The 15,232-nt window shown below is 64.5% G+C and carries 14 protein-coding genes and 1 pseudogene; 9 read left to right on the forward strand and 6 right to left on the reverse strand.

All coding sequences use genetic code 11. From position 1 onward, the window contains the following. The first annotated feature begins 163 nt into the window (after positions 1–163). The 3 genes from ACOSV0_RS15005 (at position 164) to ACOSV0_RS15015 (ending at position 2,477) form a co-directional block, all read left to right on the forward strand. Positions 164–1,015: an AzlC family ABC transporter permease gene (locus ACOSV0_RS15005; RefSeq protein ID WP_434106946.1), complete on the forward strand. Its 852-nt coding sequence runs from the start codon at positions 164–166 to the stop codon at positions 1,013–1,015. After that, positions 1,012–1,335, forward strand: coding sequence for an AzlD domain-containing protein (locus ACOSV0_RS15010; RefSeq protein WP_115780653.1), 324 nt, complete (start codon positions 1,012–1,014; stop codon positions 1,333–1,335). The genes ACOSV0_RS15005 and ACOSV0_RS15010 overlap by 4 nt, the downstream gene beginning before the upstream one ends. Before the next feature lie 368 nt (positions 1,336–1,703). Further along, positions 1,704–2,477: a DUF4088 family protein gene (locus ACOSV0_RS15015; protein WP_434106947.1), complete on the forward strand. Its 774-nt coding sequence runs from the start codon at positions 1,704–1,706 to the stop codon at positions 2,475–2,477. A gap of 88 nt (positions 2,478–2,565) precedes the next feature. Here ACOSV0_RS15015 and ACOSV0_RS15020 read toward each other — a convergent pair whose 3' ends face one another. Then, the gene (locus ACOSV0_RS15020; RefSeq protein WP_434106948.1) at positions 2,566–3,021 is read right to left on the reverse strand and encodes a hypothetical protein; all 456 of its coding nucleotides are present in this window, start codon (positions 3,019–3,021) and stop codon (positions 2,566–2,568) included. Positions 3,022–3,326: 305 nt separating this feature from the next. Between ACOSV0_RS15020 and ACOSV0_RS15025 the strand changes: the two genes are divergently transcribed. The 5 genes from ACOSV0_RS15025 (at position 3,327) to fumC (ending at position 10,120) form a co-directional block, all read left to right on the forward strand. Beyond that, positions 3,327–3,545, forward strand: coding sequence for an RNA-binding S4 domain-containing protein (locus tag ACOSV0_RS15025; RefSeq protein ID WP_011489423.1), 219 nt, complete (start codon positions 3,327–3,329; stop codon positions 3,543–3,545). Positions 3,546–3,900: 355 nt separating this feature from the next. Further along, positions 3,901–5,313, forward strand: coding sequence for an MATE family efflux transporter (locus ACOSV0_RS15030; RefSeq protein WP_434106949.1), 1,413 nt, complete (start codon positions 3,901–3,903; stop codon positions 5,311–5,313). A gap of 360 nt (positions 5,314–5,673) precedes the next feature. Further along, positions 5,674–6,633 (forward strand): ketopantoate/pantoate/pantothenate transporter PanS, encoded by a 960-nt coding sequence (gene panS, locus ACOSV0_RS15035; protein ID WP_434106950.1) that lies wholly within the window; start codon positions 5,674–5,676, stop codon positions 6,631–6,633. Positions 6,634–7,074: 441 nt separating this feature from the next. Next, positions 7,075–8,703 carry a phospholipase D family protein gene (locus ACOSV0_RS15040; protein WP_434106951.1) on the forward strand — a complete coding sequence of 543 codons (1,629 nt, stop codon included), beginning with the start codon at positions 7,075–7,077 and terminating at the stop codon, positions 8,701–8,703. A 16-nt stretch (positions 8,704–8,719) separates the two neighbouring features. Next, the gene (gene fumC, locus ACOSV0_RS15045) at positions 8,720–10,120 is read left to right on the forward strand and encodes a class II fumarate hydratase (RefSeq protein WP_434106952.1); all 1,401 of its coding nucleotides are present in this window, start codon (positions 8,720–8,722) and stop codon (positions 10,118–10,120) included. Positions 10,121–10,331: 211 nt separating this feature from the next. Here fumC and ACOSV0_RS15050 read toward each other — a convergent pair whose 3' ends face one another. The 5 genes and pseudogenes from ACOSV0_RS15050 to ACOSV0_RS15070 all read right to left on the reverse strand — a co-directional run bounded on the left by ACOSV0_RS15050 (position 10,332) and on the right by ACOSV0_RS15070 (position 14,173). Then, positions 10,332–10,838, reverse strand: coding sequence for an acyl-CoA thioesterase (locus ACOSV0_RS15050; RefSeq protein ID WP_097390047.1), 507 nt, complete (start codon positions 10,836–10,838; stop codon positions 10,332–10,334). A 137-nt stretch (positions 10,839–10,975) separates the two neighbouring features. Next, positions 10,976–11,905: pseudogene (locus tag ACOSV0_RS15055) on the reverse strand (GlxA family transcriptional regulator); the annotation flags it as partial. Positions 11,906–12,273: 368 nt separating this feature from the next. After that, on the reverse strand, positions 12,274–13,644 hold the full coding sequence (locus tag ACOSV0_RS15060) for an MFS transporter (RefSeq protein WP_434106953.1): 1,371 nt from the start codon (positions 13,642–13,644) through the stop codon (positions 12,274–12,276). A 137-nt stretch (positions 13,645–13,781) separates the two neighbouring features. Next, positions 13,782–13,925, reverse strand: a complete 144-nt coding sequence (locus ACOSV0_RS15065) for a hypothetical protein (protein WP_434106954.1) — start codon at positions 13,923–13,925, stop codon at positions 13,782–13,784. Continuing rightward, positions 13,922–14,173: a hypothetical protein gene (locus tag ACOSV0_RS15070; RefSeq protein WP_434106955.1), complete on the reverse strand. Its 252-nt coding sequence runs from the start codon at positions 14,171–14,173 to the stop codon at positions 13,922–13,924. Before ACOSV0_RS15070 ends, ACOSV0_RS15065 begins: the two co-directional genes overlap by 4 nt. Before the next feature lie 296 nt (positions 14,174–14,469). Between ACOSV0_RS15070 and ACOSV0_RS15075 the strand changes: the two genes are divergently transcribed. Further along, a complete protein-coding gene (locus ACOSV0_RS15075; protein ID WP_434106956.1) occupies positions 14,470–15,183 on the forward strand; it encodes an ArsR/SmtB family transcription factor in 714 nt (237 codons plus the stop codon). The last annotated feature ends 49 nt before the right edge of the window (positions 15,184–15,232 follow it).

Genomic DNA, 15,232 nt, shown 5'->3' on the forward strand with positions numbered 1-15,232 from the left:
CGACTGCGCACCCGGGCCACTCAGAAGCCGCCGCCCCTATCTGCGCGATGCAACCAGGCTGGTTCAACCTGCGCCTACCCGTCCCCGTCCGCGCGACCACCGCAAGAACGTACAAGCCCCACCCACCGCCACTCGCTATGCTTCCCGAATCAAGGAGGCAAGATTGACCCATTCCAACCCCGGCCAGCCCTCGAGCCCAGGCCACTTAAAAGAATTCACCGCCGGCGCGCGCGACATCATCCCGATGATGGTCGGCGCCGCGCCCTTCGGCGTGATCTTCGGCACGCTGGTCGCATCCGGCCCGCTGCATCTATGGCACGGACAACTGATGTCGCTCGTCGTGTTCGCCGGCTCCGCGCAATTCATCGCGCTCGGCCTGATCGCGGGCCATGCAAGCTTCGCGGTGATCTGGGCGACCACGCTCGTTGTCAACCTGCGGCACGTGTTGTACAGCGCGACGCTCGCGCCGCACGTCGCCCATCTGCCGGCTCGCTGGCGCTGGGCGCTCGGCGCGCTGCTCACCGACGAAGTCTTCGCGGTCGCGTGGGAACATTACCGGCATCGGGAGCCCGGCACGGTCGGCCCGTACTACTTCTTCGGCGCGGGTCTGGCCATGTATCTGAACTGGCAGATCTGGACTGTCGCCGGCCTGCTGTTCGGCGCGGCCTTTCCGGGCCTGCAGTCGCTCGGCCTCGATTTCGCGATGGTCGCGACCTTCATTGCGATCGTCGTCCCGCAGCTCGTGGCGCTGCGCTATATCGCGGCGGCCGTCACCGCGGGCACGCTGGCCTTCTTCTGGCAGGCGTGGCCGTACAAGCTCGGCCTGCTCGGCGCCGTGTTCGCGGGCGTCGCAATCGGCGTATTGCTGTCGGTGCCGCGATTTGGGCGAGGCACGCGGGAGAATCGGGAAACACCTCGCGAAACGCCGCGCGCCGCCGCGCAGGAGCCTCCACGGGAAGCCCCGCGGAAAATCTCGCAGGACACTGTGCAGGAAACCGCAGGAGCGTCGCGATGAACTACGTCGTTCTGATCCTCGGCATGGCCGCCATTACGTGGGTGATCCGCGCCGCCGTCTTCGTGCTCGGCGACCGGCTGGTGTTTCCCCCGCTCGTGCGCACCGCGCTCGGCTTCGTGCCTGTGACCGTACTGACCGCGATCATCGTGCCGATGGCGGTTTCGCCGCACGGCACCAGCGCCGAATTGACCTGGCGCAATCCGCAACTGGTCGGGGCGCTGGCGGCTATCGTGGTCAGTGCGCTGACGCGCCGGCCGCTTCTGACCATCGCAGTCGGCCTGACGGTCTTTTTTGTCTGGCAAGGCGTCGTGCTTAAATAAGCGAAACAGCCAGTATCCACACAACGGGTTAGCCACATTCGTGGCGCCCGTCGCGCCAGTGCCGCGACGCCCTGCGCACCGGCCGCACCTCGCGCTGCGGCGCCGAACACGGGTTGCTTGCGCAGCACGCTCAACCGCCCGACGCCGACGTCCGTCTCTAAACCGGTCGTCAATCGGTCACCGCCCCTTAAGTTTCCCTTAATTCCGCCGATATGAAGTCGAGGTCCGCGAATCGGGATACGTCCCGCTGATTACGCGGCAACAGGCAGGTATCAACCGCGCCGGCATCTGGCCTTGCGTCGCACAGAGGGTCCGGATGCGTCCGGACGACAGACGAGGGCGCGCGGCAGGATCAAACGGGATAACAGATGGGTCAAATCACCCTAACGCTCAAAGACGAAACCATTGCGACGCTGCGCAAGGACTTCGACGCTTTCCTGCGGGTTTCGCAGAAGCTCGATCCGCAGTTCGCGACGCCGTCGTTTGAGGATTTTCTGCGCGCCAAGCTGCTCGACAGCATGGTGCCGCTGACTGAACATGCGGTTCGGCGGATGTTGCAAGGCGGCCAGTACGCCTGGGCGAAACGCACGCTGGACAAGGAGTTCCCGGACGTCGTCGCGATTCTGATGCGGCAGGCGGGAGAATTCGGTTTCGGCTTTGCGGCCCGCTCGGAATGGACGCCGGAAGAGCTCGCCAAGCACTGCCACGACTGGGCGGCGGCCATCGTCAAGGAAGCGGAAGGTGACGCGGTGCTGATCGATCCGCTCGCGGCGCAGATCAAGAGCGCGGCGCAGGACATTCAGGCGCTCGAAGAAATCATGCAGACGCCGGCCTGGCGGCTGGTGGAATCGCTGCGTCAACGCGTCTACGAAGCCAAAGTGGCGTGCGAAACGAACGTGGGCAGCACCGCGCGTGAAAAGCTCGGCGAACTGCGTGGCCTGTTGCGCCTGGGTATTTCGCACGGCTCGTTCCAGAAGCAGGAAGCGCAGCAGATCATGGAGTATCTGCGCCTGCTGAAGCCGGAGATTTTCATCGAAGAACCCTACGATGTGTTCTCACGTTTCGCCGCCTGGTTGCGCAATTTCTTTGTGCCGCCGCGTCCGGCACCGCAACCGCCGCAACCGCAACGGCGGCCGCGCTAACACCAGACGCTGCGGGGCCGCTCGGCACCGTTAACGCGCGACGTGGCGGCTAGAGGCGCCGCCACGTCGTGTACCGCGGGACTCAGGCTTAATGCTTGACGTCAGCGCCGTTGTCCTGGTCGGCCGCCTGGCCTTGCATGTTCATCTTCATTTCGTTGTTGGCAGTCTGCTTGTCAGCCTTCTGGTTGATCTTGGCGTCCCGCACCTGCTCCTTGTAATGCGACTTGGCGGTCTTTTGCTGTTGCTTCAATTCCGCCCTGGATGCGTTCTTCGAGGCCTTGTATTCGGCATTGGCCTGCGCGTTGGCTTCGCGCTTCTGGACCAGCGGATCGGTCGAGCCCGGTGCCGTCAGACGCGTCGGTGCCGGCGTGACCGGCTGCACACCTTGCGCGGCCGGTGCGGCAGGCGCGACATCGGCGCCCTGGGTCTGGACCTGAGCCTGGCCGCTCATACCGGCGGCGGTCTGGGCGGTCTGCGCGAGCGCAGCGGTAGCGGCAAAAGCCGTCAGGGCGGTACCGATCAGAAGTGTACGAATCTGGGTCATGGCTAAATCCTCTCTAAAGTTGTTGTGACGCGGGCGTGGTATCCGGCGCGGCACGTGGATGTGTGCGTCATGCGCGCCTCGCCCGGTCTATTCACCGCCGAGAAATTCAGCAGGCTTTCCTACAGACCCGAACTTTACGAGTGAAGTTCGTCATGTACGAGCGGTGTTACGGAACGTTTCACTTTCTGACAACTACATAACATCTGCTTGCAGTCCCCTGAGTACAGCCCAGCACCACAGCGACCTTCATTCAGGGCAAGCTTCTGGCTTATGATGCGAACCCTTTGCTTCAACGCGCAAACGCCATGCCCAATCTCGATTTCACACTGACCGGCGACTACGTCGAACTGCACAATCTCCTGAAGATAACCGGGCTCGCGGACAGCGGCGGGTCGGCAAAAATGATGGTCGCGGACGGCGCGGTGACCGTCGACGGCCGGGTCGAAACGCGTAAAACCTGCAAAATTCGCGCGGGCCAGGTCGTGCTGCTCGGCGATACGCGGATCGCGGTGCACGAGGCTTGAGGCGCTGCCTTGCCCGATTCGGCGAAACCCGCGGCTTAAGACGTTGAGCCGGAAACCGGGGGCAGCCATGAACGCGAAGTCGAAGGCCGGCCCCCAACGGCCCGCACTCCGCGACGTCGAGTCCGGAAACTCGGAGGACCGCGCGCACCAAAATCGTGCTTCCTCCATCGACATCCCAACGCCTAAGCAATAAGCTGTCAGTTTCGACAGACAAACGACAGACAAACAATCGGCTGACAGCCGCCCTACGCTTTCAGCGCGCCCCGCATTCCGCTACTGGCCGCGCGCAAGCCTCGCGAGTCGTCCGGCTTGCGCCCGCCGCCACGCTGTCGCCCCTTCCGCCTTCAAGCGCTCCATGACTCAATCCGGCTTCACCCGGGTGGCCGCCCGGCCGCCGACCCTCTCCCGCCACGCTGCCGACACCGCCAGGCTCGCCGCGCCGCTCGCCATCGCGCAACTTTCGCAAATGGCGATGGGCGTCACCGATACGATCCTGCTCGGCTCGCTCGGTCCCGACGCGCTCGCCGCCGGTGGACTCGGCGCCAATCTGTTCTTCGTCGTGGTCACGTTGCTGCAAGGCGTGCTCACTTCCGTCAGCGTGAGCGTGTCGCACGCGCGCGGCGCGCAGGACGAAGGACGGGTGCCGCATATCTACTGGACCGGCTTCGTATTGTCGGTACTGCTGTCGGTGCCGGCGTTCTTTCTGCTGTCGTTCGCCACGCCGATCCTGCTGGCGTTCGGCGAACCCGCGCTGCTCGCGCACAACGTCGGCGAATACGCGGCGGTGCTGCGCTGGGGCTCGCTCGGCAGCCTGATCGGCGTCGGCCTGATGCGCTCGTTCCTGCCGGCCATCGGCGCGGCCAGGCGGCTGCTGTGGGTGTCGCTCGTCAGCGTGTTCGTCAATGGGTTTCTCAACTACGGGCTGATTCACGGCGTCTACGGGCTGCCTCGCCTGGGCTTTCTCGGCTCGGCGGCGGCCACCTCGATCACGGTCTGGTTGAGCGCGCTGGTCCTGATGGCCTTGTTGCATCTGCGGCCACGCTATAAACATTTCGTCGTCGCGACGCGGCCGAACGTGCCGTTGATGGGCGAGCTGTTCGGCATCGGCTGGCCGGTCGCGATCACCTACGGCGTCGAATCGACCCTGTTCCTCGCCACCGGCCTGATGGTCGGCCTGCTCGGCGAATCGCAACTGGCCGCGCATCAGATCGCGTTGAACGTCGCCTCGGTGGCCTTTATGGTGCCGCTCGCGATCGGCCAGGCGGCAAATGTACGGGTCGGCTACTGGTCCGGCGCGGGCCAGCCGCTCGCCGCGCGCCACGCGGGTTTCGTCGCGCTGGCCCTCGGCGTCGGCTTCATGACGTTGTCGGGCATCGTGCTGATCGCGGCGCCGCACTGGATCGTCGGCCTGTACCTGCATCTCGACGACCCGGCCAACGCAGCCACGGTGACGTTGGCGAGTTCATTGCTCGGCGTGGCCGCGATCTTCCAGATCGTCGACGGCATGCAGACGGTCGGCTCAGGCTGCCTGCGCGGCCTGAAAGACACACGCGTGCCGATGATTGCCGCGACGTTCGGATACTGGGTCATCGGCTTTCCGACCGGTTACGTGCTGGCGTTTCATTTCGGGCTGGGCGCCCGCGGCCTGTGGTGGGGGCTCGCCGCCGGCCTCGCGAGCGTCGCGCTGCTGATGACGCTGCGCTTTCACAAACTGAGCTTGCGGCGCGTGCCGGTCGCGCCTAGTGCGCCGCCTGCCCCGTCGGCATGAGTCAGGCAAAGCGCAGGTGCCGCTTGCGCGTGCGGTCGACAGGTCGATAGATTGATAGATCGATAGATCAATACGCAGGCCAGGCTCAACGCGCCCAGGCCGCCTGGTTGCACGCGCAACCAACGTTCCCCGGCAAACACGCCATGAACGGTAAAATGCGCGCTTTGGCAAAAATCGCGCGCACCCGCGTGAGCCGATTCGCGCACCTCACAAAGGCCTGCGCCGCCCAACGGCCCGATACCCACCGCCAGGGCCCGCCGCTCCTCGCGAGCGGCGCCCCGGGCATGCACCGCTCATCGCGGCATGCGGCTCGACCGACCTTCAATTCTCGCGATAAAACATAAACAAGGACCACCCGTCATGCTTGCCCGCGTCACCCGTTTATTCCCGCTCTGGGCCGTGCTCATTTCGATTGCCGCGTATTTCTCGCCTGCTTCGTTCGCCGGTATCGCGCCGCACGTCACCACGCTCCTGACGATCATCATGCTGGCGATGGGCGTCACGCTTTCAGTAGCCGATTTCCAGCGCGTCTTCACGCGGCCCGCGCCGGTGATCGCCGGCATCGTGCTGCATTACCTCGTGATGCCGCTCGCCGCGTGGGTCATCGCCAAGGCACTGCGCATGCCGCCGGATCTGACGGCCGGCATGGTGCTGGTAGGTAGCGTGGCAAGCGGCACGGCGTCGAACGTCATGATCTATCTGGCGCGCGGCGACGTGGCGCTGTCGGTGACGATCAGCGCATTGTCGACGCTCGTCGGCGTATTCGCGACGCCGCTGCTGACGCGCCTTTACGTGGATGCATCCATCGCTGTCGACGTGCACGGCATGCTGATGAGCATCCTGCAGATCGTGGCGCTGCCGATCGTGGTCGGTCTTGTCGTCAACCAGTTGTTCAACAAGACGGTCCGCAAGATCGAGCCGATTTTGCCGCTGATCTCGATGGTTGCGATTCTGCTGATCATCGGCGCGGTGGTGGGCGGCACGCAGAAGAGCATCGCGTCAGTGGGTCTCGTGGTGATGCTCGGTGTGGTGCTGCACAACGGCATCGGTTTGCTCGGCGGCTACTGGGGCGGCCGTCTGCTCGGCTTCGACGAAGCCGTCTGCCGCACGCTCGCTATCGAAGTGGGCATGCAAAACTCGGGGCTCGCGGCAACGCTCGGCAAACTGTATTTCACGCCGATCGCGGCGTTGCCGGGCGCGTTGTTTTCGGTGTGGCATAACCTGTCCGGCTCGCTGCTCGCGGGTTATTGGGCGGGACGGCCCGCGAAAGGGTCTACGCATCCGGATGGCGAGCGCGTATTGAACGCCGAACGCGGGTAATCGTCATCGAGCAAGCATCAAGCGCTGCGGGTCGAAGGCTTCCTGCCTTGACTCGCGGCATCTGTCCGCACGCTTGAGGCGTGCGGACAGAAAGCGTCGCGCAGGCAAACAGATCACGCTCAAAGTCCCCCGGCCTGGTCATACGCGAGAGCGAAAGCTCAGCCCTGATTCCCCTTAGAATGGATTTCTCGACAGCGTGGGCACGCCACATGCGCTGCCGCCATGAGAAGCCTGCAAACAGGGAGAAACAGCGTGTCGTGGCATCAAAACCAAAATCAAGATCCGACCGCACTGCACCGCAAATCCGCGTTCAGCACGCTTCGGAGGAAGTCACTCGCCCGCACTAAAGTCGGCTGCCCTGAAGGAATTCCTCCGCGCCCACGTAAGTCTCCCGCCTCGAAGGAAGCTCCTCGCTCCGCGGGAAGTCCCCTTCAGGGATTGATGAATTGGAGAATGGCAGGATTGCGGAATTGGCGGACCACGAGACATATCTTCCTGCTGTGCTGCGCAACGGCACTTTTGACCGCTTGCGCGAACCGTCCTCCCGCCACCGCATTCGACCGTCCGGTCACCCACGCACTGCCCGCCACTGAAATAACGCCGCTTCGCACGGCCCTCGCGGCGCCCGAAGCGGCCCATCCCAACGAGTCCGGCTTCCGGGTCCTGTCGAACGGCACCGACGCCTTGCAGATGCGCATTGCGCTCGCGCGTGCCGCGACGAAAACCCTCGACATGCAGTACTACATCGCCAACGAGGACACCACCGGCAAGCTGCTGCTCGGCGCCGCGCTCTACGCGGCCGACCACGGCGTGCGCGTGCGCATGCTGGTCGACGATCTGAACTTCAAGGACATCGATCAGGTGATGGCGGGTCTGAACTCGCACGACAACATCGAGATCCGTGTTTTCAATCCGTTCGGCAGCGCACAGGAAGGCGTATTCGAACGCACGACGAACGTGTTCACGCAGATCAGCCATTTCACGCGCCGCATGCACAACAAGTCGATGATTGCGGACAACCAGTTGGCGATCGTCGGCGGCCGCAACCTCGGCGACGAATATTTCAGCGCGAGCGAAACGCTGCAGTTCCGCGATCTCGACGTGCTCGCCGCCGGTCCGGTAGTCGCCGACGTCTCCGCCAGTTTCGACGACTACTGGAACAGCAGCATCGCCTATCCGCTGCGGGTGCTGAACAAACAGAAGTTCGATGCGAAAGTGCTCGACCAGACGCGCGACGATTTGCGCCAGCACTGGCGCACCAACGCCGATCCCTACAACGCGAAGCCGCTGAACGCGACACCGCTCGCCGTGCAGATTGCCGGAGATCAACTTGGCCTGACGTGGGCGCCGGCCGAATTCAAAGCGGACCTGCCGGAGAAAATCATCCATCCGTCGCCGGATTACGTCAGCCCGCCAATGCAGCGACTGGTGGAGCTGATGCGCGACGCGCAGAAAGACTTTCTGGTTATTTCGCCCTACTTCGTACCGCACGAGTCCGGTGTCAAGGCGGCGGGCGAACTGACGCATCGTGGGGTACGCATCGCCGTGCTGACCAACTCGCTCGCCGCGACCGACGCAGTGGCCGTGCAAGCCGGCTACAGTCCGTTCCGCGTCCCGCTGCTGCAACAGGGTGTGGAGTTGTATGAATTCAAGCCGCAGCAGAACACGTCGCGCGTCAGTTTCACCGGATCTCGCTCGCGAGCCAGCCTGCACGCAAAAACCTATGTCGTCGACCACAAGATTCTGGTGATCGGCTCGATGAATCTCGATCCGCGCTCGGCCAATCTGAACACCGAGCAGACACTGGTCATTCATAGCCCGCCGCTCGCCGAACAGGTCGCGCAGATCTTCGAGCGCGCGATCGCCCCCGAGGCGAGCTACCACGTCACGCTCGCCGATCCGGCGCAACTCGCGTATCTGCGCTCGATCGGCGCGCCCCTCTCGCCGCTCGTCTGGACCGACGTGGAAAACGGCACGCGCCGCACCTATATCTTCGATCCGCAAGCGGGTTTTTACCGGAACGCGCTAACGGGTCTATTCTCCCTATTGCCTGTCAACGCAGAACTTTGAAAAGCGGAGTTGAACCATGACCGAAGACGTACGAATGGAGCGCGACACGTTCGGCGAGATCGCCGTGCCGAACGCCCGTTTATGGGGTGCGCAGACCCAGCGCTCGCTGCAGAATTTCCGTATTTCGTCTGAAAAACAATCGCCCGAACTGATCACCGCGCTGGCCGTCATCAAGCGCGCTGCCGCCGAGGTCAACCTGGGTCTGGGCGTGCTCGACGAGAACAAGGCAAAGGCGATCATGCAAGCGGCCGACGAAATTATCGACGGCAAGCATCCGGAAGAATTCCCGCTCGCGGTCTGGCAAACCGGCTCCGGCACGCAGACCAACATGAACCTCAACGAGGTGATCGCGAATCGCGCGAGCGAGCTGCTCGGCGGCGAGCGCGGCGAGGCGCGCAAGGTGCATCCGAACGACGACGTGAATCGCGGCCAGTCGTCGAACGACGTGTTTCCGACAGCGATGCACGTGGCCGCCGCCTATGGGATCGTCAAGCATCTGCTGCCCGCGCTGAAGACGCTGCGCGATACGCTCGAGCGCAAGGCAAAGGCCTTCGCCGACATCGTCAAGATCGGCCGTACGCACCTGCAGGACGCCACGCCGCTGACGCTTGGCCAGGAGTTTTCAGGCTACGTCGCGCAACTCGATCACGGCATCCGTCATGTGGAATCGGCGCTGCCGCATCTGTATGAACTCGCACAGGGCGGGACCGCGGTCGGCACCGGCTTGAATGCGCATCCGCAGTTCGCCGACAAGGTGGCCGCGGCAATCGGCAAACTGACCGGCTTGCCGTTCGTTTCGGCGCCCAACAAATTCGAAGTGATGGCCGCAGCCGATGCGCTGGTGTTCGCGCACGGCGCATTGAAGACGGTGGCCGTGAGCCTGAACAAGATCGCCAACGACATCCGCTGGCTCGCGAGCGGCCCGCGTTGCGGGCTCGGCGAGCTGTCGATTCCGGAGAACGAACCGGGCAGCTCGATCATGCCGGGCAAGGTCAATCCGACGCAATCCGAAGCCCTGACGATGCTGTGTTCACAGGTGTTCGGCAACGACGTCGCGGTGAATATCGGCGGCGCGAGCGGCAACTTCGAACTGAACGTGTTCCGGCCGATGATCGCGCACAACGTGCTGCAATCCATCCGCCTGCTCGCCGACGGCGCGCACAGTTTCAACGACAACTGCGCGGTAGGCATCGAGCCGAATAGCGAGCGCATCGATACTTTGCTTAACGAATCGCTGATGTTGGTGACGGCGCTCAATCCGCACATCGGCTACGACAAGGCCGCGCAGATTGCGAAAAAAGCGCACAAGGAAGGCACCACGCTGAAGGCGTCGGCGCTGGCGCTCGGCTATGTCACCGAGCAACAGTTCGACGAATGGGTACGGCCGAAGGATATGGTCGGGCATTCGGCGGGGTGATCGCCGATGGGATCGGCCGGAGGTAGGCCGGTCGCGCAGATTGGTTGATGCGATTGCAAATAGCAGGCCGGGCGGATGCAATGATCGCGCGGCCTGCGCATGCTGCTTGCACGCGGGAGCGTGCCTCTGGCAAACGGCGGTGAATGGCGGTGAACGACGGCAAGCGGCGGCACGCCACCACAACGCGTGCCGATGCCGCCCGAAGCGCCGCTTAAACCTTGCCCTGCGCCACTTCTTCCGGCTTCAGTTCGACGATCGCGTCGAGCGCGTCCTTCACGTCCATCGCGTACTTGGCGAGGCGCTTCTGCTCATCCGTTTCCGGCACGAACGCGGGCACCGGCACCGGGTGACCGTTCTCGTTGACGGCGACCATCACGACGAGGCAGTCGGTGGTTTGCAGCAGTTCGCCGCCCTTCGGATCGCCCGCCTGCACCGACACGTGAATGTGCATGCTGGTGCGGCCCGTCGCCACGACCCGCGCGCGCAGTTCGACCAGGTTGCCGACCAGGATCGGCCGGCGAAAGCGGATATTGCCCACGCTGACCGTCACGCAATAGCGCCCCGACCACACCGCCGAGCACGCGTACGCGGTCTCGTCGATCCACTTCATCAACGCGCCGCCATGCACCTTGCCGCCGAAATTGACCGAGCTGGGCTCAGCGAGAAAGCGGAAGGTGGTTTCGGAACGGTCCAACGGCGCTAAGGCAGGGGTGCTCATCTTGACTCCGGTCAATCGGATGCATTTAAAGGAGGCGATTATACGAGCGCAATATTGACTCCGTCGCGGGTCGGGTGGGGTTATCTTGCCGGATGTCGGCCTGGACGGCCGCTATGCTTTCGTCGAGCTTTCGCCCGTCAATTCGCCTCCGCAGCCGCGGGAGCCGCCGCGTGCCGGGGGACGACCGCTGACTCAAAACGCTCCCGATACTCGAGCGGCAACACGCCGAAGCGCCGCACAAAAGCGCGTCGCAAGTTCTGCTCGCTGCCGAAGCCGCAATCGAGCGCAATCCGCTTGAGCGACCGGCGCGACTCCGCCAGCACCCGCGCGGCCGCCTCCAGACGCAATGCCGACACGGTTTTGGCGGGCGTGCGCCCAACCTCGTCGACGTAGCGCCGCGCGAAAGTCCGCGGACTCATCTGCGCGCGATCGGCCAGCCGTTCGACCGACAGATCGTCGCGCAAATGGGCCGCCATCCAGCTATGCAGCGCCTCGAACGGTCCACCCGCCGAAGCCTGTGCTGCCAGCGCCGCACTGAATTGCGATTGCCCGCCGGGCCGCTTCATGAAAACGACCAGCCGCCGCGCCGCCTGCATCGCGACCGCGTGGCCGACATCCTCTTCGATCAAGGCCAACGCGAGATCGATGCCCGCCGTCACGCCCGCCGACGTCCAGACAACGCTGTCCCCTGCACCTTGGCCCACGTCGCGGATGAAGATCGGATCGGCGTCGACCCGCACGTTGGGGAAACGGCGCGCGAGATGCGGCGCTTCCCGCCAATGAGTGGTCGCGCGGCGGCCGTCGAGCAGGCCCGCTGCTGCCAGATAGAACGCGCCCGTGCAGACCGAGCACACGCGCCGCGCCTGTGGCGCACGCCGCCTGATCCACGCGACGAGTTCCGGCTGCAACGTGCACCGTTCGTCGATCGGGATACCCGGGACGATCAGTGTGTCGATCGGCTGATCGTCGAGCGAGTCGAGCCGTTCGGTCACGACCGGCAGACCCGGGAAGGTTTGCAATACGCCACCGTCGATGGATGCGACGGTGGTGCGGTAGGCGATCGGCTCTGGGGCGTTTCTGTTTGGGCCAGTTGGTCCGTTTGGTGTACTCGGTGTACTCGGTGTACTCGGTGTACTCGGTGTACTCGGTGTACTCGGTGTGCTCGGTGTGCTCGGTGTGCTCGGTGTGCTCGGTGTGCTTGGCGTGCTTGGCGTGCTCGGTCCGCTCGACCCAGTCGGTGCGCCAGACCCGCCCACGCTCTCAACCCGGCCGGAGCCGATCGGTCCACCGGCACAGTCAGAAACAACAGAACGCCCCGCCGCGCCCACCTCCGCCGCCATGGTCAATTCAGCGCGCCAGAACGCCTCGAGCGGCCCGCATGCATCGAGCAGCACGAGGTCAGGCGCCACCGCGAAAACGATATGACGTGCAGCCATCAGGACATCACCTCCACAGATTGCCGCTTGCGCGACCACGCATAGGCAAGCGTCGCCAACGCCGCCATCCCGAGCGGCGGAAAGATTGCGGCATTAATCGTCGCCCAACCGAAGCGCGCCAGCAATTGCCCGGCGAACAGCGAGCCCAGCGCGGAAAACGCAAAGGTCGTGAATTCGCTGGTCGCCTGCGTCTTGGCCCGCTCAGATGGCCGGTACGATTGCGCAAGCAACGTCGATCCACCGACGAACATGAAATTCCAGCCGACACCCAGGCATGCGAGCGCGGCGTAGAAGTGCGGCAGATCGGTCGAGCGCAACGCCAGCACACCGCACAGCGCCGACAGCGCGATCCCCGCGCCGATCACCTGCAGCACGCCGAAGCGCTTGATCAGTCGCGCGGAAAACAGCGACGGCGCGAACATGCCGACCAGGTGCCATTGAATGATCGCCGCGCCGTCGCCAATCGTATGGCCGCACGCGACCGCGGCGATGGGCGTCGCGGTCATCACGAACATCATCACGGCGTAGCCGAGCGCGTTGTTCGCGAGCGCCGCGGCAAAGATCGGCTGCCGAACGATTTCGCCAAGCGGCCGGGCCGGGCTGTGAGTCACGGCCGAGTGCGCGGATGGCGCGGCGTCGCGATACAACAGCGCCAGCATGGCAATCGATACAAGTCCGAGCCCGGTGACAAGCGCGTAGGAACCGGCGAACGCGACCGGCGCGAGCCAGTCCTTGCTCCATGCGGCGAGAAGCGGCCCGCACACGGCTGCCACGACGCCGCCGGTGAGTACAGTCGAAATCGCGCGGCTTTTGCCCTCGATTCCGACGGCATCGGCGGCCGCCAGCCGGTAATACTGCGCGAACGCCTGAAACACCCCGACCGTCGCCGTGCCGGCGCAAAACGCCCAGAAGCTGTGATGAAAAATCGCCCACACCGAGATGGCCCCGCCCACCGCACCGACGCCCGCGCCGAGCACGAAACCCGCGCGCCGCCCGATGCGCGCCATCAGGAACGACGCAAAGATCGTTGTCAACGCGGCAGCGACGGTAATCAGCGAGAACGGTAGCGTCGCGAGCGCTTTGTCGTCGGCGAGCGTATAGCCGACCAGACCGGTCAGCGTGAGATCGATCGAGACCGACGAGGTGTAGAGCGCCTGGCAAACCGCCAGTACGCGCGCGGCACGGCGGCCGTGCGGATCGGAATGATCGGAGCCGGTTTGACTCGCGGCCGAAGACGGCACCGCGGCGGGCGTAGCGGAAGACTCGGCGGAGGGGGCAGCAGAGGAAGCCGCGAAGGCGGTTGTCGAGGCAACGGCGGAAGTTGCAGATGTGATGTCAGAGGAGGCAGCGGAAGCGGTGGACGGCGGCATCGGTGAGCCTCGGGCGGCGAAAGTGGCGATGCATTGATCGTCACACGGCCGGTGATGGCAGGAATGACAATGATGCATCAATTCCAGCCACCCGCCACGCTTACGCGTCCGAAAAAGCGACCGCGCCCGCTTCGGACTTACTTGCGAACCGAAATGCCCTCGTCGATCGTGCCGTACATCGTGATGCTGCCGGTACCTGCACCCGAACTCGGAGCGGAACCGCTTTGCGCGCACGCACTGAACAGTAGAACCGCGGCAACTGCGGCGAAAAAGAATTTCATGAGAGCGTGTTCCGGCAAAGACAGGATTCGATTCTAGCCTGGCGGCCTGGCGCGACGCCAAAGCGGCACGAAGCGCCGCCTGAGGCGCGTCCGAAGCCCCTGAGGCACTCCTTTGCGCAACTCGCATTGGCATTGGCATTGGCATTGGCATTGGCATTGGCATTGGCATTGGCATTGGCATTGGCATTGGCATTGGCATTGGCATTGGCATGGGCATGGGCATGGGCACTGGCACTGGCACTGGGCATGGGCACTGGGGCTGCGGCTGCGGCTGCGGCTGCGGCTGCGGCTGGGGCTGCGGTTGCGGTTGCGGTTGCGGTTGCGGTTGCGGTTGCGGTTGCGGTTGCGGCATAGGGTAACGGCGCACAGAAGCACTGAGGCATTGAGGCACTGAGGCACTAGAGCACGCACCAGCCCGCCCTCGCCGCCTGGTTTTCGTAGCCGCTGCATTCGACAATTCACGCTAAGCTGAAACATCGAATGCAGCAGCCAGATAGAGTGGACTGCATGGCGCCCTGCCCGCGCCACCAACCGGAGACGCCCGATGCCCGCCAATCTCGCAGACGAACACAATCACTTTCCAGGCCTGAGCCGCATCGGTGCGCTGCTCGCCGACCCCGGCCGCGCCGCGATGCTGTGGGCACTGATGGATGGCAGCGCCCGCCCGGCCGGCGAGCTGACGATGATCGCCGGGCTCTCGCCGTCGGCGGCCAGCGCTCATCTGGCGCGTCTGACCGACGGCGGCCTGCTCGCCCTCGAAGTGCGCGGCCGGCATCGCTATTTCCGGATCGCCTCGCCGGATATCGCCGCGTCCATCGAAGCGCTCGCCAACGTCGCGCAGGTCAGCGCGCCGCAACGGGCCGTGCCGCGTCCGGTGCGCACCGTGCCGGTCGACATGCGCTACGCCCGCACCTGCTACGACCATATGGCGGGTGAATTGTCGGTGCGGGTGTTCGAGCGGCTGATCGAGCGCGGCCTGCTGACACTGCACGGCTCATCGCTCGAAGCAACCGCCGAAGGCGCCGCCCGCTTCGCCGATTGGGGCATCGACATGTCCGCCCAGAAGAGCCGTCGGCGCCGCTTCGCCTGCACCTGTCCCGACTGGAGCGAACGACGCCCACATCTGGGTGGCGCGCTCGGCGCCGCACTGCTCGATTCGTGGTCGGCTCATGGTTGGGTCGAGCGCACCGAGCGCCCGCGAATCTTACGCATCACACCGGCAGGCCAACGTCATTTCGATGCGCTTCTCGCCGCCTGAACCACGCTTAACCGCTTGATGCGATTACATAATTTTCGCAATCAGCTTA

Source organism: Paraburkholderia caffeinilytica (genome assembly GCF_051027425.1).
GTDB classification, from domain to species: Bacteria; Pseudomonadota; Gammaproteobacteria; order Burkholderiales; family Burkholderiaceae; genus Paraburkholderia; species Paraburkholderia caffeinilytica_A.

Bases quoted from the DNA above. Each gene is read 5' to 3' on its own strand.
- ACOSV0_RS15075 (WP_434106956.1), top strand. From the start codon at position 14,470: ATGCCCGCCAATCTCGCAGACGAACACAATCACTTTCCAGGCCTGAGC.
- panS (WP_434106950.1), top strand. From the start codon at position 5,674: ATGCTTGCCCGCGTCACCCGTTTATTCCCGCTCTGGGCCGTGCTCATT.
- ACOSV0_RS15020 (WP_434106948.1), bottom strand. From the start codon at position 3,021: ATGACCCAGATTCGTACACTTCTGATCGGTACCGCCCTGACGGCTTTT.
- ACOSV0_RS15030 (WP_434106949.1), top strand. From the start codon at position 3,901: ATGACTCAATCCGGCTTCACCCGGGTGGCCGCCCGGCCGCCGACCCTC.
- fumC (WP_434106952.1), top strand. From the start codon at position 8,720: ATGACCGAAGACGTACGAATGGAGCGCGACACGTTCGGCGAGATCGCC.
- ACOSV0_RS15040 (WP_434106951.1), top strand. From the start codon at position 7,075: ATGAATTGGAGAATGGCAGGATTGCGGAATTGGCGGACCACGAGACAT.
- ACOSV0_RS15050 (WP_097390047.1), bottom strand. From the start codon at position 10,838: ATGAGCACCCCTGCCTTAGCGCCGTTGGACCGTTCCGAAACCACCTTC.
- ACOSV0_RS15070 (WP_434106955.1), bottom strand. From the start codon at position 14,173: ATGCCCAGTGCCAGTGCCAGTGCCCATGCCCATGCCCATGCCAATGCC.
- ACOSV0_RS15065 (WP_434106954.1), bottom strand. From the start codon at position 13,925: ATGAAATTCTTTTTCGCCGCAGTTGCCGCGGTTCTACTGTTCAGTGCG.
- ACOSV0_RS15010 (WP_115780653.1), top strand. From the start codon at position 1,012: ATGAACTACGTCGTTCTGATCCTCGGCATGGCCGCCATTACGTGGGTG.
- ACOSV0_RS15015 (WP_434106947.1), top strand. From the start codon at position 1,704: ATGGGTCAAATCACCCTAACGCTCAAAGACGAAACCATTGCGACGCTG.
- ACOSV0_RS15060 (WP_434106953.1), bottom strand. From the start codon at position 13,644: ATGCCGCCGTCCACCGCTTCCGCTGCCTCCTCTGACATCACATCTGCA.
- ACOSV0_RS15025 (WP_011489423.1), top strand. From the start codon at position 3,327: ATGCCCAATCTCGATTTCACACTGACCGGCGACTACGTCGAACTGCAC.